Genomic DNA, 18,755 nt, shown 5'->3' with positions numbered 1-18,755 from the left:
GGCGGGCTCCGCGAGCTGCGCCGATTCCGTTCGCCCTGGGCTCAGCCGCCGGGTCGGCCGCGGGGTCATGCGCCCCGCAGCAGCTCCCGGATCCGTACGGCCGTGGCCTCGTCCCGGCCGACCGCGAACGGCAGCGCGTTGTCCCGGTCCACCCGGAAGGGGACCCCGTCGACGGTGCTCTGGGAGCCGCCCGCCTCGGCGACCAGGAGCAGCCCGGCCGCGTGGTCCCAGGCCGAGGGCCAGTTGAAGGCCAGGCCGTCCATCTCTCCCCGGGCCACCTTCAGGTACTCCAGGCCCGCCGAACCACAGGCTCGGGAGACCACCCCGGGAACGTCGAGGCGCGCCAGGACGCGCCGCTCGTCCTCGGTGGTGTACAGCGGGTGGGCGGTCGCGACCCGCAGCTCGGCGCCGGGCTGCGGCGAACCGCTCAGGATCCGCTCGCCGTTGACGTACGCGCCCTGTCCGCGCACGGCGGTGGCCATCTCCTCCAGCGCCGGGGCGAAGGTCCAGGAGGCGAGGAGCTCCCCGCGGTGCGCGAGCGCGACCAGGGTGCAGAACGCCGGGTCCCCGTGCACGAACTGCCGGGTCCCGTCGACGGGGTCCACGATCCACACCGGGGCGTCGGCGCGCAGCGCCGCGTACACCCCCGGGTCGGCGTGCACCGCTTCCTCGCCCACCACCGCGGAGCCCGGCAGCAGCCGCGTCAGGGCGGCCGTGAGGTACTCCTCCGCCTTGCGGTCGGCGTCGGTCACCAGGTCGTGCGGGCCGCTCTTCTGGTCCACCTCGTGATCGGCGAGCTGGCGGAATCTCGGCATGATCTCGATCGCGGCCGCTTTGCGAACGGCTTCGTCGACGTCGGGCAGGTTCCGGGCGAGGAATTCATCGATCATGCCTCCAGCAAAGCACGCCCGGCTGACAATCCCCACCGCCGGACCCGGCGGGCGGCCGGACCCCGGGTGGACCGCGGGTGAACGCGCCGCCGGGCACACGGCGGCAGCGGGCGGTGAGGACCGGAACCGGCCCACCGCCTGGTGGGCTCCGACCGCCCGTGCTACACCGGCCGGGCCCGGCCCTCCCCCTCCCTCTCCCCCTCCCCCTCCCCCACACCACCGTCTGGGAGCCCCTCATGCGCCGCCACCGCCGCCCCTTCCTCCCCCTCCGCCGCGCCGCGGCCCTCCTCGCGACCGCCGCCACCGCCGCGGCCGCGCTCGTGGTCACCGCGCCCGCCGCCCCCGTGGGCGCCGCGTCCGTCCTGCCCTCCCTGCCCGCGCCCAACGCCGCCGGGCTCACCCTGCGGACCTGGTCGGCGGCCGCCGGGCAGAGCGAACGCATGGGCGACGCCTCCGTGACCACCTCGGCGGTCTTCGCCGCGCACGGCGGCACCCCGTCGATCGATCCGGTCCAGGTGCCGGTACGGGTACGGATCCTGCTGCCGGAGGACTACCGGCGGGACCCGGCCCGCCCCTACCCCGTGCTTTACCTGCTGCACGGCGGCTCGGGCGACGTGGAGCAGTGGTCCAAGACCGACGAGGGCAACGTCACGGCGAACCTGGAGGACTCGGCCTTCGAGGGCATCGTCGTGATGCCGGAGGGCGGCAAGGCCGGCTGGTACAGCGACTGGCCCGGGCACACGGACGGCTTCTTCGCCCCGCAGTGGGAGACCTTCCACATCCAGCAACTGGTCCCGTGGATCGACGCCAACTTCAACACCGTGCGGGCGGCGTCCGGGCGGGCGGTCGCGGGTGTCTCGATGGGCGGCTACGGGGCCCTGCGCTACGCCGGCCGCCACCCGGAGCTGTTCTCCGCCGTCGGTGCCTTCTCGCCCGGCACGGACATCTACGACCCGGGCGCGCAGAGCATCATCACCAACTCCACCTGGCAGGTGGGGGCTTCGATCCTGTGGACCGGCCTGTTCGACGGGAAGTTCCGCGTGACGGGCGACACCCCGTACCGGATGGCCACGGTCTTCGGCCCGCCGAGCACCTGGCCCGGGCAGAACCCGGTCAACCTGGCGCTCGACGGCGCGTACGCCCCGTACGGCGGGAAGATGGCCCTGTACGCCGGCGGCACCGGCGGTACCGGCGAGAAGGAGATCGGCGCCATGACCGCGGCGCTCCACCAGGACCTGAAGGACCGCGCGGTCACCCACCGCTACTGCCGGGGCGCGGGCGACCACGCGTGGCCCTACTGGGGACCGGAGCTCAAGGACTTCGTGGCCTATGCATACGGCCCTGCCACGGGGTCTCCGGCCCCCTGCCCCAACGGCTGGGGGCCGGAGACGGCCTAGTGCTCGTAGGCGCCGTCCGCCATGTGGAGGAACTGCGGGCCCTGATCCCCCTGCACGTACTGCGCGCCCTGCTCCCCGGACGTCCCGCCCTGGCCCTGCGGCGCGACGCTGCTGTGGTTGTCCGCGAAGGCCGGGCCCGCACCCAGCCCGGCCAGGGCCAAGGCTGCGGTGGCGGCTATGGCGGCGGTTCTGACGTTCATGCTGGTCCCCCCGGGTCCGGCCGGCCCCTGGTCGGGCCGGCTCGGGAACCAGGCTGTCAGGACCGGCCGGAGTCCTGCAACAGCATCGGGACGATCCGCTCAGCTCGCCCCGGCGCCGAGCTCCTCCAGGACGGCCAGCCCCGCCGTGCGGTGCTCGGCGGCCGCCGCCGGGTCCGTGTCGTCGCGCAGGACCGCGATCCCCTCGTGGGCCAGCGCCTCCTCGTGCCGGTAGCCGAGCCCGGGGGCCAGCTCCAGCGTCTGCCGGTGCAGGCGCAGGGCCTCCTCGGGCAGGCCGGCGAGCCGGCAGGTCTCGGCGTAGCCGCCCAGGAACCGGACCTTCCAGTGTTCCTCGAAGAGCTCGTCGAGCAGCGCGAACGCCTCCCGGTGGCTGGCCAGGGCCTCCTCGTACCGGCCCATCCGGCGCAGCCCGACGCCCAGGCAGTTGAGGGACCACGCCTCGTTGTTCACGTGCCCGTCCTCGCGGGCCAGCGCCAGCGCCCGGTGCAGGTGCTCCGACGCCTCCTCGGGCGCCTCCCCGGCGATGGCCATGCCGAGGGTGATGCGGGCCGTCAGGGTGGGCGGCCACGCGGGGTCCGGGTGGGAGACGTCCAGCACCTCCCGGGCCCGTCGCGCCGCCTCCTCGCGGTCTCCGAGTTGCAGCAGCGCCCAGGCCTCCGAGGCGGCCGCGTGGGCCGTGCCCGCCGGGAGGCCGGCTTCCCCGTAGAGCTTTCCGGCCAGCCGGAAGAGTTCGAGCGGCTCCTCGGCGCTCCCCCGGTCCCAGCTCAGATAGCCGCGGCGCAGGGCCAGTTCGGCTTCCGAGCGGGTGTCGCCCGTCTGCGCGACCCGGAGTCCGGCCGCCTCGTACGCGGCCGCGGCCTCGGCCATCCGGCCCGCGTTGTAGCGCGCGAAGCCCAGGTCGCTGTAGGCCTCGGCCAGGCGCAGCGGGTCGCCCAGGCGTTCGGCGGCGGCCAGCGAGCGCTCGAAGAGGTGGTTGAGGTGGGTCGTTCCGCAGCGCCGTGCGAAGTACGCCCGCAGGAAGCGCGGCAGCTCGCACACGTGCGCGTCCGCCCCGACGGCGACCGCCGTCTCGAAGGCGGCGATCATCGTCTCGTACTCCGAGACGAGCCAGGCGCAGGCCGCGTTCTTGTCGGCGAACCGCGGCAGTGCGGCCGGGGGCCGGCCCGCGGTGGGGGGCCGGCCCGGCGAGAGGACCGGCATCGCGGCGTCGGCCGCGGCCGCCGCGTGCACGAAGTAGTCGAGGAAGCGGCCGAGCGCGCGCTCCCGCTCGGCCGGGGAGTCCTGCTCCGCGCAGGCGCCGCGCGCGTGCTGGTGCACCAGGTCGTGCAGCCGGTAGCGGCCGGCCGTGGGCTGCTGGACCAGGTGCGCGTCGACCAGGTCCTCCAGCATCGCCCGGGCGCCGGACAGCGGTACGTCCGCCAGGGCCGCGGCCGCGTACACGTCGAAGGAGCCGCCGGGCAGCAGGCCCAGCATCCGGAACAACCGGGCCTGGGACCGGTCCAGTTGCCGTACGGACATGGCGAACGCGGTGTCGAACTCGCTCGCCCCCTCCGCCAGCCGCTCCACGAGGATGCCCACCGTCCAGCCCGGCCGGTGCCGCAGCCGGGCCGCGGCCAGCCGCAGGGCCAGCGGCAGGTGGCCGCACAGCCGCAGCACCTCGGCGGCGGACTCCGGTTCGCGGGCCAGCCGGCCTTCGGGGCCGCCGGTGTCCCCGCTGGCCCGGGCCAGCAGCTCCGCGCTCTCCCGCGGGCTGAGCACGTCCAGTGACACCGGGGGCACCTCGTCCAGGCCCAGCAGCCGGTTGCGGCTCGTGATCAGGACGACGGAGTCACCGGCGCCGGGGAGCAGCGGGCGGACCTGGTCCGCGTCGGCGGCGTTGTCGACGACCACCAGGGCCCGCCGGCCCGCCAGTTCCGCGCGCCAGCACGCCGCCAGCTGTTCCAGGCCCTCCTGCGGGACCCTCTCGGACGGCACGTCGAGCGCCCCGAGCAGCATCCGCAGCGCGGAGTCGGGATCGAGGGGGTCCCGGCCCTCGGTGAAGCCGTGCAGGTCCACGTAGAGCTGGGCGTCCGGGTAGTCGGCGGCGAGCCGGTGGGCGGCGTGCACGGCCAGGCAGGTCTTGCCCACGCCCGCCATGCCGTCGACGACGGCACCCCGGTGGCTGTCCACCGCGCCGAGCACGGCGACGAGTTGGGCCTCTCGCCCGGTGAAGTCGGGTACGTCGCGCGGCAGATCGTTGCGGGGCCTCGGCTGGACCTGGCGGCTGGCCTTCGGGGGCGCCGGCAGCGGATTGGCGGACCCGAGTTCCCAGAGGGGGCGCAGCGGGCGCGGATCGCGTTTGACCAGTCGGCAGAGGGCGACCACCGCGGGCCAGGGCGGCACGGTCTGGCCGCTGAGGTAGCGCGAGAGCGAGGAGGAGCTGAGTCCCGCGTCCCTCGCGAGGGCCCGTACCCCGAGCCCGGACAGCTCCTGGAGCAGCCGCAGCCGCGCGGCCAGCTCCTCTTGCGGGTCGGCCCCGGCCGACCGCCGTTCCATGTCCACGGTTCCCCCCGTATCTCTGTCCCGCCGCGCCCGAATTATCCCGGGCCGCATATCCGCTGGTCAAGGATGTTCCGGCTGTCCCGGGGTGTCCCACCGCCATCGCCGCGGCGGGCCGCTGCGGCTGTCATGGAGTCACACCCCGAGGGGGAGCCGGGAACCCGGAGGACCGGGAACCCGGAGGACCGAACGCCAGTAGAGGAGCACACCGAGATGCAGTCCCGTATGCAGAACCCCGCGGTCGTCCTGTCCGGCGCGATGCAGCCCATCCAGGAGATCTTCAAGGCCGTGCACTCCGGTGGAGTGGACGGGCAGATCCTGGAGCTGGTGCACCTGCGGGTGAGCCAGATCAACGGGTGCAGCGCCTGTGTGGACGGCGGCGCCAAGTCGGCCCGCAAGGCCGGGGTGAGCGACGAGCGGCTGGCCACGGTCGCCGTCTGGCGCGAGACCCCGTACTTCACCGAAGAGGAGCGGGCCGCCCTGCTGCTCGCCGAGGCCGCGACCCGGCTGGCCGACCGTCCCGACGCGGTGAGCGACGAGGTCTGGGACACGGCCGCCACCTACTTCGACGAGAAGCAGCTGGCCGCGCTCGTCCTGATGATCGGTGTCACCAACCTGTTCAACCGGCTCAACGCCACGACCCGCCAGATCGCCGGCGCGTGGGGATGACGGGCGCCGACCGCCTCGCTTCCTAGTATGACAATCCAGGCCATCACCCCAACTCCCGGGAGGAACACCGCCATGACGAACACCCGCAAGCCGGCCGAGACCACGACTTCCGCCAAGACCCCCGCCGCCGACACGTCCGCGCGGTTCACGGACGAGGAGCGAGCCGCGATGAAGGACCACGCCAAGGAGCTGAAGGCGGCGGCCCGCCGCGGATCGCGCGCCGACAAGGCGGCAGCGGAGGAAGCCGACGTGGTCGCGAAGATCGCCGAAATGCAGGGCTCCGACCGGGTCATGGCGGAGCGCATCCACGCCGTCGTCAAGGCGAGCGCGCCCGGCCTCGCGCCGAAGCTCTGGTACGGGATGCCCTCGTACGCCCGGGACGGCAAGGTGGTCTGCTTCTTCCAGAGCGCGGAGAAGTTCAAGGCGCGCTATGCGACGCTCGGCTTCAGCGACCAGGCGTTCCTCGACGAGGGCTCCATGTGGCCAACCTCCTACGCCCTGACGCGGCTGACGGCCGAGGACGAGGCGAAGATCGCCACGCTCGTGAAAAGCGCGGCACACTGATACCCAGCCCTGCCACAGCCCGCACCGGCGCCGGCGCCGGCGCCGGACCGAGGAGAACGAACCGATCGTGCTCAAACCCCATGTCCTCACGATCGGTTCGCAGTCCCCGACCGCCGCGCGGGCGCCGTCGGCCTCGTCGACGGCCGTCTGGCTGGTGGACACCGACGACCGGGACGGCGCGGCGGCCCGGCTGGCCCCGGAGGCCCTGGACCCGGCCGAGCACCGGCGGGCGGCCGCCTTCGTGCGCGAGGAGGACGGCCGCCGCTACGTCGCCGCCCACGTGGCGCTGCGGGTCGTGCTCGGGTCCTGGCTGGACCTCGCCCCGGGCCGGGTACGGATCACCCGCGCACCGTGCCCCTCGTGCGGCGGCCCCCACGGACGGCCGGTGTCCGAAGACGGGCCCGTCCACTTCTCCCTGTCGCACAGCGACCGGCTCGCGCTGATCGCGGTGGGCCCGGTACCGGTGGGAGCCGATGTGGAGAGGCTGGTCCCGGCAGTGGCCGTACGCGAGCTCGCCGGGCAGCTGCACCCTCGGGAGGCCGCGGAGCTGGCGGCCCTGCCCCCGGAGGAGCGCCCCGAGGCCTTCGGCCGCGTCTGGGTCCGCAAGGAGGCGTACCTCAAGGGCCTGGGCATCGGTCTCGCCCGGGGTCTCGCCCTCGACTACCTGGGCACGGGCGACACCCCGGCGAACGGCGTGCCGGGCTGGTCCCTGACGGACGTGGCCGTCCCCCCGGGCTTCACCGCCGCCGTGGCGGAGACGCTCGGCCGCTGAACACCGGGATGGCATGTTCGCCGTGGCCATCGACTCCGCCTGCCGGTGGACCAGAGGCGATCAACACCCTGCTGCCGGGCAGCATCGATCGGGACCCAGCGTGCTGCTGGCCGCCCTCATCCCCTTGCACCCTCCGCTTGACGGCCCTCAGTTCAACCCGACGGTTGCCCGGCGAGCTCCTGTGGCGTTCCGCAGCGCAGCAAGGCGTGGACGTGGGCACGTCGAACACCACGGTGTCAGCGCGCTCAAGGTGCTGATCAAGCAAGGGGCGGGGCGCGAGCGCCCCGCCACCTCGGCACTGTTGATCTCGGGATTACGGGACGACGACCGACTTCGTCGTGGAGGCGCTGGTGCCTTCGTCGTCAGTGGCGGTGAGCTTGACGGTGTACGTGCCGGCGGCGGGGAACCTGTGATGGACGCTGACGCCGGCGGCGGTCGTGCCGTCGCCGAACTCCCACTTGTAGGTGAACGTGGAGGCCAAGCCGCCGTCAGGGTCTGACGTCTGGTACCCGTTGAGGTAGCAGCTATGCGTGGACGCCAGGCAGGATCCCGCGCTGATCGCGGGGACCGGCAGCTTGTTGGGCGGGGCGGTGATCGTCTTGGTTGTGGTGGCGGTCTTGCCCTGGTTGTCGGTGACCGTCAGCTTCACGGTGTAGGTGCCGCCGCCGGGGGCGGGGAACGTGTGCGAGAGCGCCTTTCCGGTGCCGGTGGTGCCGTCTCCGAACGTCCACGCGTAGCTGCTGACCGATCCGCCGGGATCACTGGAGGCGGAGGCGTCGAAGGTGCAGACGCGCGGGCTGCCGCAGCTGCCGGCGAAGGAAGCGGTGGGCGGCGGGTTGCCGACGACGATGCCCTGGCTGGTCTCGTCGGTCTTGCCGGTGTTGTCGGTGACCTTCAGGGTGACGGTGTACACCTTGTCCGGGGCGTAGGTGTGCGAGGCGGTCTTGCCGCTGCCGGTGGATCCGTCGCCGAACGTCCACGTGTACGTGGTGATGGCGCCGTCATCGGTGGAGCCGGATGCGTCGAAGGTGCAGTTGGTCGGCCCGCAGGTGGCGGTGAACCCTGCTCTGGGCTGGGTCGGGTCGGACGGCGCGGCTACGTCGAGGAGCGGTTCCTTCACACCGTCGCCGGAGTCGTCGGTCCAGCCGGAGTTCGCTGAGAAGATGAGGTCATCGCGGATCTTCAGCACGTCGGCCCGGTTGTTCGGGTTGTCCAGGCCGGCGTAGTAGCCGGCAGCGCCGGCGACGTGCGGACTGGCCATGGATGTGCCCGACAGCGTGCTGTAGCCACCGTCCAGGGAGGTCGAGTAGATGCACGTGCCAGGGGCCGCGATCTCCACGGTGGACCCGAAGTTGGAGAAGTCGGCCAGGGTGTCGTCGGTCTCTGCCCGGCAGGTCGAGGCGGCGCCGCCGCCAGGGGCGCCGTTGAAGTCGGCGAGTGCTGAGACGGTGATCACATCGGGGTGGTTGGCCGGGAAGAAGGTGGATGCGTTCTTGCCGTTGTTGCCCGCGGCCACCACGACGACGACGCCCTTGTCCACCAGGTTGGTGATGGCGGTGGAGATGGCCTCGCTGGTGCACTCGCAGCCCAGGCTCAGGTTGGCGACCTCGATCGTCGTCGATCGGGCGGCCACCCAGTCGAGGCCTTCCGCGATGTCGCTGAAGGAGCCGCTGCCCGAGTCGTTGAGGACCTTGACCGACCACAGCCGGGCGCCGGGTGCTACGCCGACGACGCCGATCCCGTTGTCGATCGCCGCCGCGGAGCCGGCCACGTGGCTGCCGTGACCGTGGTTGTCGTCCATGGCGGATTCTGTGTCGTTGTCGTTGCAGCCCACGAATCCGTAGGCGCAGTTGGTGCGTCCGACCACGTCCAGATCGGGGTGGTCGTGGTCGATACCGGTGTCCAGGATCGCGATGTCGGCGTCGGTCCGGACGTCGTCCACGCCGTCGATGTCGAGGTCGGCGTTCTCGTCGGCGAAGATCCGCTGCACCCCGGTCGGCACGGTCTGCGCGGTGATGGTGACCACTTGGTCAAGCTCGACGGAGGCGACCCGCGGGTCGGACCGCAGGCGTGTGACCGACGAAGCGGGGAGCTTCGCGGAGTAGCCCTTCAGGGCGTGCCGGTAGACGGACTTCACCGAGCCGTCATGCCGGCGGACCTGCTCGTCGGCGAGACCGGCGGGGTCGGCCACCGAGCTCTTGAACGTCACGATGTAGTGGGACTGCTGAGACGACAGCTCCGGCTGCGACTGCGCCGGGGCGGCCCATGCGAAGGTGAAGAGGAAGGTACTGGCGGCTGTGACGCAGCATGCGAACACTCTTCGTATCACGCTGTTGTGCCCCTTCTCGAAACACTGCGGGGGTGGGGTGAGGCGCACTCTATGAGGGGGTGGTGTCATGTGCAGGTCATCTACTGGGTCTGAAAGCAGACGTTCGACGGGTAGCGGACACGCCCTTGCCGGGGCCGGCTGCCGGGCGGGCACCGCCGACGCGAAGAGGGGCGCGACAGGTCTAGTGCTGTGGCCGGGAAGGTTTGCCGGGTCGCGGTGTCCGGTGCGGTGCATCGCAAGGCGGAGGACCCCGACTCGTACTGGACGTACCGTCGTGGTCCGACAACGCGGCGAGGTGCCGTGCCGGGCGCCGTGACACGGTGAACCTTTCCGGTCACAGCACTAGAGCCAGCCCAGCTTGGCCGCCCGCAGCGCCGCCTGAAAACGTGTTTCCGCGCCGAGCGTCTTCAGTAGGTGGGCGACCCGCCGGGTGACGCTGCGCTCCGTGATGCCCAGCGCCCTTGCGATGGCCCGGTCCTTCATGCCGGCGGCGAGCATGGTGAGCATGTCGCGGTCCGACTTGCCCGGCTCGACGCCGTTCTGGCCACCGGACACGGGTACGGCCTGCGCCCAGAGATGCTCGAACGATGTCACGAGGGCGGTCAGCAGCGGCGACGCGTGGACCAGGATCAGACTGCTCAGTTCGGTGGCGTCGAAACTGACCGGGATCAACGCCTGCCGTCCATCGGCGATGACCATTTTCATTCGCACCGCAGGGAGTACGCGCGCCCGCTCGCCCGCGGCGATATTGGCCAACAGGTCGTCCATACGGCCCGGTTCTTCCAGCATGGGTGCGTGGTAGATGGCCCGGTACGTGACACCGCGACGCATGGACTGCGATTCCTGCGGGTTCCCCGCGGTCGGCCGGTAGAGGTAGGGAGGACAGTCGACGATGAGCACTTCCCGCCTCGCCCCGAGCTGGAGCCTCAGTACGTGCTCCACCACGGCCTGCTCGCCTTCGACCATTTCGACCATGTCGACACGGCTCCGCGGAGCCTCCCGCAGCTGATCGGCCAGGGCTCTCGCGTGGCCACGAACCTGCTCCAGCTCCTGCTGGCGGCGCCGGACCAGAGCGTCGACCGCCACGTCCGGCGGGGCGGGCAGGTAGCGGACGGGCTTGCCGGCGACCCGGGTGACGAGTCCGGCCTCCACCAGAGCGGCCAGCGCTCTGCGCACCCGGCCGGGAGCCATGCCGGTACGACCCGCAAGATCGGCCACAGTGCTGTTGCGTTCGGAGAGTACGTGCATGTAGACGGAGCCCTCCACACCACCCACACCCAGCGGTTCCAGCATCCGTGCCCCACCGGCACTGTCCGGCATCGGTTGTGCTCCCCTTCTCGGCGTCGTCCTGATGCGGGCCCCCGGGCGCGGTGAGCACGGCGACAGGCCCGTAGAACCTGATCCGGGTGGCGCGGAGCGTGGGCGTGTGTCAGCCGACGAAGGTCTTGACTTGGCTGTAGACGGTCTGGTCGGTGCGCAGTTCGCCGTGGCTGAGGCAGGCCGTCTTGGTGTTGGTCGCGCCGCTGAGGGGGACGCTGCTGTCGGGGTTGATGACGCTGTCGCACGCCGACCACCATGTGGCGTACCGGGAGGTGCCGGGGGTTTCGTCGCCGGAGTTGAGGGCGTTCAGGAAGGTGGAGCCGGGGCGCATTTCGGTGCAGGAGGCTCCGCCGCAGAAGTAGGCGGTGTCGGTGCCGTGGTTGGGCCCGCCGAGGGAGATCCAGGCGTCGACCTTGGTGTCGCCGCCGAGGTTCTTGAGGTAGTGGCGGGAGGAGAGGCCGCCCATGGAGTGGGTGATCACGTCCACCTTGGCCGCTCCGGTGGCGGCCAGGACGCGGTCGATTTCCTGGGCGAGCTGGGATGCGGTCGTGGCGTTGGACTGGCTGGTGTTGTACGTCCACTGGCTGACGTGACTGGCGGGCCATCCGTCGGTCTTGAACCGGCCGGCCATGGTGTCCCAAGTGGAGCCGCTGGAGTTCCAGCCGTGGACGAACACGATCGGGTCGGGGCCCGCGGCCGCGGACTGCGCTCCGAGGGCAGGGCTCTGCGTCGAGAGACCGACCATCGCGGCGAGGACGGCGGCCGTGAGGAAGAGGGGGCGGCGTCGCATCACTGTCTCCTGGGGTGGGGGGGCCGTCGTGCGGCTGACAGCGGATGGTGCCGGCGCGGGGAGGGTGCCGGCCCGGCGCCATGCCGCACGACGGTGTCGGTGAGGTACCGGGCGGCGGGCTAGGAGGCGGGGCAGTACTGGGCTTGCTTGCCGATGGAGCGGTACATGCAGTCCGCGTTCTCGATCAACTGCAGGACGGCGTCACGGTTGCGGCTCGTTTCACGTTCGATGACCTCGTCGGGCGGGTAGAAGCCGCCGGTCCAGGCGCTCTTGGGGTAGAGCTCGAAGGTGTAGCCGAAGATCCTTTGGGTGCCCCAGAGGTAGTCGTCGATGGATCCGTCGGTGATGTACAGGTCGCTGGACTGTTCGGCGGTGTAGCCGTTGCTGGCGGCCATCTTCTGGCCGACGGTCGCGAAGGCGTCGCGGTCGTCCTGGGTCATGCCCGGGCCGGTGTCGGCGTTGGTGTAGCCGAAGGGCCACAGCACCAGTTCGCTGTAGGTGTGGAAGTCGATGCCGGCGGTGATCTGCTGCTTCCCGCCCACCACACGGGAGCGGACGAAGTCGGAGACGACCTTCACCTCGGGGGCGGATTCGGGGGCGGCGCCTCGGTAGGTGTCCGAGGATTTACTGGAGGAGGAGCCGCCGCAGCAGCCCCACTTGTAGTCCCAGTTGCGATTCTCGTCCGTGCCGATGGCCGTGGATCCGGCGTTGGGCTGGCGGTTCTTGCGCCAGTTCTTGTAGGAGCCGGTGGAGATGTCGTACTCGCCGCCGTCCGGGTTGAGGTCGGGGATGATCCAGATCTCGCGCCCGTTGACGGCGCCCGCGATGCGGGAGTCGGTGGTGTAGTCCTCACCGAACTCGCGCAGCAGGTAGAGGGCCATCTCGACGGTCAGGTGCTCACGGGCGTGCTGGTGGGCGGTGAAGAGGATCTCGGGCTCGTTCTCGTCCGTCCCGACGTTGTCGCTGATCTTGATGGCGATCATGTCCCGGCCCTCGTAGGACTTGCCGATCACCCGCTTGCTCATGGTGCTCGGGTACTGGGCGATCCGCTGGTCGATCTCGGCCATCGCCTCGGCGTAGTTGTGGTACTTCGAGTCGGCGGACGGGAAGTCCATGGCCCCCACTCCGCCGTCGTGGGAGTGCGCCGTCGGGCCGGGCACGGCCTTGAGCGAGTACCCCTGTGCGCGCAGCTGTTTGGCTTGCAGTGTGTCGGCGCTGATGACCACCGACCGGGCGTCCACCTCGTCGATGGAGACGCCGGTGGCGGCGAGCACGGTGCGTGCGGCGCTGGTGGAGGGGCCGTCGACCAGATACTGCCGGATGTCCTCGTCGACGGTCGCGGTGGAGGGCCGGGGCGGTGGGGCCGCTGTCGCGGAGACGGTGAGCGGGGTCGCGATGGCGAGGACGAGTAAGGCGGCGAGCGCGGCGGATCTCTTGCTGCGCATGCGGATTCGCATGGTCTCTCCTGGAGGTGGGGGCAGGACTGGTGGCGCCCGGCGGGCGGGGTGCGGGGACATGTGACGCCCGCCCGCCAGGAGACCAGGGTTCTTCTGGGCGGAGCCCCGGGGCGGGTGACGGACCCGGCCGGGGCTCACAAGGCTCAGAAGAGGGTGTAGAGGAGCTTGTTCGGCGAACCGGTCTTGGGGTCCTGGACCTTGCCGTTGGTGGCTCCGTTGACGAGGGCGTCACGGACCTGGGCGGGCGTGGCCGAGGTGTTGTTCGCCAGGTACAGGGCGGCGGCGCCGGCCACGTGCGGGGCGGCCATCGAGGTGCCGCTGATGGTCTTGGTGGCGGAGTTGCTGTCCTTCCAGGCGGAGGTGATGCTCACACCGGGCGCGAACAGGTCGAGGCAGGTGCCGTAGTTGGACCAGGAGGCGCGCTTGTCGGCGCTGTCGGTTGCGCCGACCGTGATGCCTTCCGCGACCCGTGCCGGGGAGGAGTTGCAGGCGTTCTGCGGCTGGCCCAGGAAGTTGCCGTTGCCGGCCGCGAGCGAGTAGGTGATCCCGGAGGCGACTGAGTTCTTGACCGCGTTGTCGACCGAGGTGTTGGCGCCGCCGCCGAGACTCATGTTGGCGACGGCGGGCTTGATCGCGTTGGCGGTGACCCAGTCCACGCCCGCGATCACACCGGAATTGCTTCCGGATCCCTCACAGTTCAGGACCCTGACGCCGATCACGGACGCGGCCTTGGCCACGCCGTAGGTGGAGCCGGCGGCGGTGGCGCCGACATGCGTGCCGTGGCCGTTGCAGTCGTTGCCGTTCTGGCCGTCGCCGACGGTGTCGGTACCGATCGAGGCCCGGCCGCCGAACTCGGCGTGCGAGGTGCGCAGCCCCGTGTCGATGACGTAGACGCGCACGTTGGAGGCGGTGGTGTTGTACGTGTACGTGCCGCTGAGCGGGAGGTTGCGCTGGTCGATCCGGTCGATGCCCCAGGTCGCGTTGGGCTGCGTCGCCGTGGCGGTCACCGCCGCGTCCTGCTCGACGTAGGCGACGCGCGGGTCGGCGGCGAGTGCGCGGGCCTGCGCTTGGGTCATCTTCACGGAGAAGCCGTTGAGCGCGCTGCGGTAGACGTGGGTGAGGCGGCCGCCCCCGAGGCGGGCCAGTTCTCCCGCGACGTCGGTGGAGCGGGTGTTCTGCTTGAGGACGACGATCCAGCTGTCGGAGATCGCGGTGGCGGCCGCGGCCAGCCGGACATCACCCGCGGCGGGGGAGGCCGCGCTGTGTGCGGGGAAACCCGCGACCTGCATTCCTGCCGTGAGCATGACAATCGGGACGAGAGCGCTCAGTCGGCGCGTGAGGGGACGCATGTGGTGCACCAGACCTTTCGTTGACCGGGTTACGGACACGTACGGGCTATGGGCGCCGCGCCTGAGTGAGGGCACGGCGTGGCGCGAGGTGCGTTGGTGCCGGGTGAGGCGGCGAGGCAACAGCACTCGTCGGGACCCCTGTTACCCCCCATGGGCCGTGACGCCCCGGGCCGAGGCTCTCGCGTCCGAGACGGCGGAAGCGGGAATCCGGTGGCCGCGCCAGGTGTGTCAACAGGGATATCGAGTGCTGTTACCTCGCAGATGGAAGTGTGCCCTCCACGTGATGCACCGTCAAGAGACCTGTATCGACAGCGCCTTGTTGACGCGGGCGGAGGCGAACCGAAGAGGCGCTGGGTGGCGTTCCTCCCGATCGCTACTTTTCCAGGGACATCAGGCCGCGGCGATAGATGGCCGCTCCCTCGTCGGTGCGCCCCCGGTGGATCAGCATGTCGCCCAGGATTCGGCAGGTCGTGGCTACTTCCAGCGCGGCGCCGAGGCCCTGGTAGCGGTCGATGGCCGAGCGGAACAGCGCCTCGCCGCCCGCCGTGTCCCCGCGATCCACGGCGATCTGCGCCCCGACGCGGTCCAGTTCGGCGGCCTGTTCGGGATCGTGGTACTGCTCGGACAGTGCGCGGCATTGATCGAGGAGGGCGGCGGCCTCGTCCGCTTGCTTCAGGCGGCGCAGGACTTCGGCGAGTTCGGCCAGGGCGTTGACCTGGCGCGGCACCGCCCGCGTCTCGGCGAAGACGGCCCCCGCGTGACGGAGGCTGTCCCGGGCATGCTCGAGGTCACCCTGCCGGGCGCAGAGATACCCGTGGGCGAAGTGGCACATGCCGGTCTCGGTGCGCATGCGCAGGTGCTCGTAGAGGGCCAGTGCGCGGGCCAGTACCTGCCGTGCTTCCTCATACCGTGCCGTCGCCGTCAGGACGCGGTTGATGTGGTAATAGCCCTGCGCCAGGACTTCGGGATCCTTCACTCGTGGGGCTATTTCCAGAGCGGCGTTCGCTGCGGCCGACGCCTGATCGAGATCCCCGCGCTCGACAAGGGGCAGAACGGTCGCCGCGCGCAGTGCGAAGTCCGCGGTGGTCTGGCGGGTCAGGCGGGCGGTGCGCAGGTTCTCCTCGGCGAGTGCGAGGGCGCCGCTGATGTCTCCGCGGGCGAACAATGATCCCATCTGCCCGATCACGGCCTGCAGCCGGATGTCCAGCGGTCGGCCCGCCAGCAGGGCTTCGGCTTCGGTGAACAGGCCAAGCGCGCGGGCCGGGTCTCCTTGGTGCCGCGCCACCAGGCCCAGGCCGCACCGTCCGGCGGCGCCGAGCTCCGGGTCGCCATGGAATTCGGCCGCGGTGACGACGTCCTGGTAGCTCTGTATGGAGCGCTCCACCTCGCCCAGGGACAGTGCGAGCCGGGCTTCGGTGAGCACGGTCCACAGATCCCGGCGCCGGCCCGGCTCGTACCGGTAACACAGGTCTTCCATGGTGACGCCGAGGCGCTCGGCGAAGTGGGAAGTCGCTCGGGGTGACGGGGTGCGCTTGCCCCCCTCGATCGACGAGACGTAGGCGCGGGTGAACAGCTCCCCCGCCAGATAGGACTGGGTGACCTGCCGCTCGGTACGCAGACGCAGCATCCGCGCCCCGATCCCCTCGACATCGGCCCCCAGGGGAAACACCTCGTCAGACATAGCGGTCACTCTAGGCCCTCGATCCGTCCGGTTTGCGGGGACTCATCTCCGGTCGGATACAACTCAACTGACCTCAGGGGATGTTCGGTCCTTGACACTGCTCCGGAGCCGACCCGAGACTCGCCCGACCGCCTCCGAAGACCCGGGCCGCGTCCGGACCTGCGCGACCGTCATGACCAACCGCGAGGGCGACCGGCTGGGGCGATCGCCGACGTTTGCGCCGACGAGCAGTGCGGCCTGGCCTCATTCGCCGCCGGGCTGACCGCCGACGCCGCGCATGAGCGGGGCTCGGCCATCTGGTGTCGCGATGAGGCCGAATTCCGTCAGCAGTTCCCCGATCTCGGTCGAGTCCAGCTTGCGCAGCAGGTGCTTGCGGAGGATCTCGGGGCCCGGCAGGTGGAGTGTCGCGCCGTCCCGCAGCCGGCCGACGGCTTCCAGCAGCCTGCGGATGTCGTAGGTGGAGTTGAACACCTCCGGTACGGCGCGGTCGATGCCGAGCAGTTGGTAGGCGGCTTCCATGCCCGTGCGTACGGAGTATTCGGTGGTGAAGATCGTGTCACGGGTGGTCTCGGCGAACTGGCCGATGAACGCGAAGTTCACCGCTCCCCTGGGTACCACGTCCGGGCGGTCCCCGGCCCGGCGGGGCAGGAAGAAGGCGGTGACGTAGGGCATCATCACCGGCACGCACGTAGCGCCGTTCGCCGCGAGTTCAGCGATCTCGTCGGTGGGGGCGCCGAGGTGGTAGAGCCACTCCTGGGTGATCTCTTCCCCGGTGCAGTCCTGCATCGGCTTCTTCACGTAGTCGCCGGGGCGGTCGGTGAACAGCCCGTAGAGCCACACGACGATCTGGTCGGACGGCTGCTGTTTGAAGTGGGGCTGCCGGTTGACCGTCCAACTCATGAGCCAGCTGGAATCCCTGATGGTGACGATGCCACCCGTCACGACCTTGCCGCTGAACGGGTCGCGTTTGGCGATCCTCTGAATCAGCTTCGGGATCCGCGAGTCGAGTGTGGTGAGGGTGGCCGACTCCCATTTGCTCTCGGAAATGTTGCCGCAGAACACTTCGGGGCGGCCGAACGAATCATCGTGGCTCGCGATCTTCCGCCAGAGATCCCATGCCGGGGCCGGGCCCTCGTCCAGGCGGGCCGCGGTGTAGTGGTCACCGTTGTCCGAGTTCTCGGTGAGGGAACCGATCGTGGTGAAGACGAGGTCGTCCGCGCCGAGGTCGCATCCCCCCACCCCTCCGGCGGAGATCCAGTGGATGCGGGTCGCCTGCTTGCGGTCCGAGGTGATGTCGAAGCCGATGTCGGTGACCTCGGTGTCGAGTTGGAAAGTCACTCCCTGGCCGACCAGCCACCGGGTCAGCGGGAGAACGAGCGACTCGTACTGGTTGTACTTGGTGAACTTCAGAGTGGACAGGTCGGGAAGACCGCCCACATGGTGCACGAAGCGGTGCAGGTACAGCTTCATCTCCAGGGCGCTGTGCCACTCCTCGAAGGCGAACATCGTGCGCCAGTACAGCCAGAAGTGGCTGTCCAGGAAGTCTCGGCTGAAGACCTCGCTGATGCGTTTGCCCTCCATCTCCTCGCGAGTAGCGAGGAAGATCCTCAAGATGTCCTTCTGCGCACGGTCACTGAGAGCGAACAGCCCGTCGGTGTGAGCGTCCTGCCCCTGGTTCTCGGTGACCCGCTGCAGGGAGAAGTTGGGGTCGTCCTTGTTCAGCCAGTAGAACTCGTCGAGGACCGAGGCGCCCTCGCTCTCGATCGAGGGGATCGACCGGAACAGATCCCACAGACACTCCATGTGGTCTTCCATCTCGCGGCCCCCGCGGATGACGAAGCCCTTCTTCGGCTCCTTGATGCCGTCCAGCGCGCCCCCCGGAAGTTTCTGCTGTTCCAGGACCGTGATCCGGTCGCCGCTCATGTGTCCGTCGCGGATGAGGAAGGCGGCGCCGGCGAGCGAAGCGATTCCGGAGCCCACGAACCATGCCGTTTTCCGCTCCGCCCCCTCAGGCTTGCGCGGACGTGCGAATGCCTCGTAGTTCCCGCTGCCGTAGTACATGGTGACCTCTCCCTGCGACGCGGACGCCGCGGCCTTCGCATTGCCGGGCGTCACCCCCTGGATGGAATTCGGGGACGGCGCCAATATCGCCAATCGTGGCGATATCCAGCATTTCGGCCGACAAAGTCGAACGTACCGGCCCCACCTGGCGAGGGCCGGACAACACGTCGGGGCAGGGTCCCGCAGCAGCCCGGCGCCGGGGGTTGTGGGCGTGGCACGCGAGGGGTGAACTCAGAGTTCGTACGCCTTCTGGTGGCGCGGCTGATACAGCCCCACCTCGCCCCCACCGGGAAGCCGGAGCACAGTCATCAGGCCCCAGCCCTCGTCGCTGACGGGCCGGGTGAAATCGACGCCCTTCGCCGACAGCTCCTCCCGGGTGGCGTTGACGTCGTCGCACATCAGGAAGAACTCATGGGAGGAGCTCTCCGACGGATGAACGGCGATCTCGGCCGGCGGCAGCCTGAAGATGAGCCAGCCGTCACCGGCATCGATGTGGGGATATCCCAGAGTGTCCCGGAAGAAGGCCCGGTCTGCCTCAGCGTCCGTGCTGTAGACCACCACGTGAGCACCATTGATCATGAGCAGACCCTAGTGAACGTCTCGCCGTCATCGCGTGAGGCGCCAGTCCCGTCCTTCGGAACAGGTAGGGGAATGGGGGGCCTGGTCCGTAGACCCCGAGACTGCCGAGGCTGCCGAGGCGCTGCCGGAAGCCTCTCCTTG

Annotated in this window: 15 protein-coding genes; 4 read left to right on the top strand and 11 right to left on the bottom strand. The window is 70.5% G+C overall.

Translation table 11 applies throughout. The annotated features are described in order from the left end of the window. Positions 1 to 65: 65 nt before the first annotated feature. The gene (locus AC061S_RS09240) at positions 66 to 890 is read right to left on the bottom strand and encodes an inositol monophosphatase family protein (protein ID WP_478685359.1); all 825 of its coding nucleotides are present in this window, start codon (positions 888 to 890) and stop codon (positions 66 to 68) included. Between the two features lie 236 nt (positions 891 to 1,126). Here AC061S_RS09240 and AC061S_RS09235 point away from each other — a divergent pair, with 236 nt between their 5' ends. After that, on the top strand, positions 1,127 to 2,287 hold the full coding sequence (locus AC061S_RS09235; protein ID WP_478685358.1) for an alpha/beta hydrolase: 1,161 nt from the start codon (positions 1,127 to 1,129) through the stop codon (positions 2,285 to 2,287). On the opposite strand, the gene AC061S_RS09230 is transcribed toward AC061S_RS09235, so the two are convergent. Next, entirely contained in the window at positions 2,284 to 2,487 is a 204-nt protein-coding gene (locus AC061S_RS09230; protein ID WP_478685357.1) for a hypothetical protein, read from the bottom strand. The genes AC061S_RS09235 and AC061S_RS09230 overlap by 4 nt on opposite strands. A gap of 99 nt (positions 2,488 to 2,586) precedes the next feature. Then, positions 2,587 to 5,040 carry an ATP-binding protein gene (locus tag AC061S_RS09225; protein ID WP_478685356.1) on the bottom strand — a complete coding sequence of 818 codons (2,454 nt, stop codon included), beginning with the start codon at positions 5,038 to 5,040 and terminating at the stop codon, positions 2,587 to 2,589. 216 nt (positions 5,041 to 5,256) lie between these two features. Here AC061S_RS09225 and AC061S_RS09220 point away from each other — a divergent pair, with 216 nt between their 5' ends. The 3 genes from AC061S_RS09220 (at position 5,257) to AC061S_RS09210 (ending at position 7,048) form a co-directional block, all read left to right on the top strand. After that, the gene (locus AC061S_RS09220) at positions 5,257 to 5,712 is read left to right on the top strand and encodes a carboxymuconolactone decarboxylase family protein (protein ID WP_478685355.1); all 456 of its coding nucleotides are present in this window, start codon (positions 5,257 to 5,259) and stop codon (positions 5,710 to 5,712) included. A gap of 72 nt (positions 5,713 to 5,784) precedes the next feature. Beyond that, complete coding sequence (locus AC061S_RS09215) at positions 5,785 to 6,276, top strand: iron chaperone (protein WP_478685354.1); 492 nt, start codon at positions 5,785 to 5,787, stop codon at positions 6,274 to 6,276. A 67-nt stretch (positions 6,277 to 6,343) separates the two neighbouring features. Next, positions 6,344 to 7,048: a 4'-phosphopantetheinyl transferase family protein gene (locus AC061S_RS09210; protein WP_478685353.1), complete on the top strand. Its 705-nt coding sequence runs from the start codon at positions 6,344 to 6,346 to the stop codon at positions 7,046 to 7,048. Between the two features lie 313 nt (positions 7,049 to 7,361). Here the strand turns inward: AC061S_RS09210 and AC061S_RS09205 are convergent, their stop codons facing one another. From AC061S_RS09205 to AC061S_RS09170, 8 genes are all read right to left on the bottom strand, one after another. Then, the gene (locus AC061S_RS09205; protein WP_478685352.1) at positions 7,362 to 9,377 is read right to left on the bottom strand and encodes a PKD domain-containing protein; all 2,016 of its coding nucleotides are present in this window, start codon (positions 9,375 to 9,377) and stop codon (positions 7,362 to 7,364) included. Between the two features lie 342 nt (positions 9,378 to 9,719). After that, on the bottom strand, positions 9,720 to 10,697 hold the full coding sequence (locus AC061S_RS09200) for a helix-turn-helix transcriptional regulator (protein WP_478685351.1): 978 nt from the start codon (positions 10,695 to 10,697) through the stop codon (positions 9,720 to 9,722). A 109-nt stretch (positions 10,698 to 10,806) separates the two neighbouring features. Then, positions 10,807 to 11,487, bottom strand: coding sequence for an esterase/lipase family protein (locus AC061S_RS09195; protein WP_478685350.1), 681 nt, complete (start codon positions 11,485 to 11,487; stop codon positions 10,807 to 10,809). Between the two features lie 119 nt (positions 11,488 to 11,606). Continuing rightward, entirely contained in the window at positions 11,607 to 12,944 is a 1,338-nt protein-coding gene (locus AC061S_RS09190) for a M14 family metallopeptidase (protein ID WP_478685349.1), read from the bottom strand. Between the two features lie 143 nt (positions 12,945 to 13,087). Next, entirely contained in the window at positions 13,088 to 14,248 is a 1,161-nt protein-coding gene (locus AC061S_RS09185; protein ID WP_478685348.1) for a S8 family peptidase, read from the bottom strand. Positions 14,249 to 14,666: 418 nt separating this feature from the next. After that, positions 14,667 to 15,974, bottom strand: coding sequence for a tetratricopeptide repeat protein (locus AC061S_RS09180; protein ID WP_478685347.1), 1,308 nt, complete (start codon positions 15,972 to 15,974; stop codon positions 14,667 to 14,669). A 243-nt stretch (positions 15,975 to 16,217) separates the two neighbouring features. Then, entirely contained in the window at positions 16,218 to 18,089 is a 1,872-nt protein-coding gene (locus AC061S_RS09175) for an oleate hydratase (RefSeq protein WP_478685346.1), read from the bottom strand. A gap of 177 nt (positions 18,090 to 18,266) precedes the next feature. Then, entirely contained in the window at positions 18,267 to 18,614 is a 348-nt protein-coding gene (locus AC061S_RS09170) for a VOC family protein (RefSeq protein WP_478685345.1), read from the bottom strand. Positions 18,615 to 18,755: the final 141 nt, after the last annotated feature.

Source organism: Streptomyces sp. CA189 (genome assembly GCF_056428985.1).
Note: the sequence above shows the minus strand (reverse complement) of the source record. Positions and strands in the feature narration are given on the sequence as shown.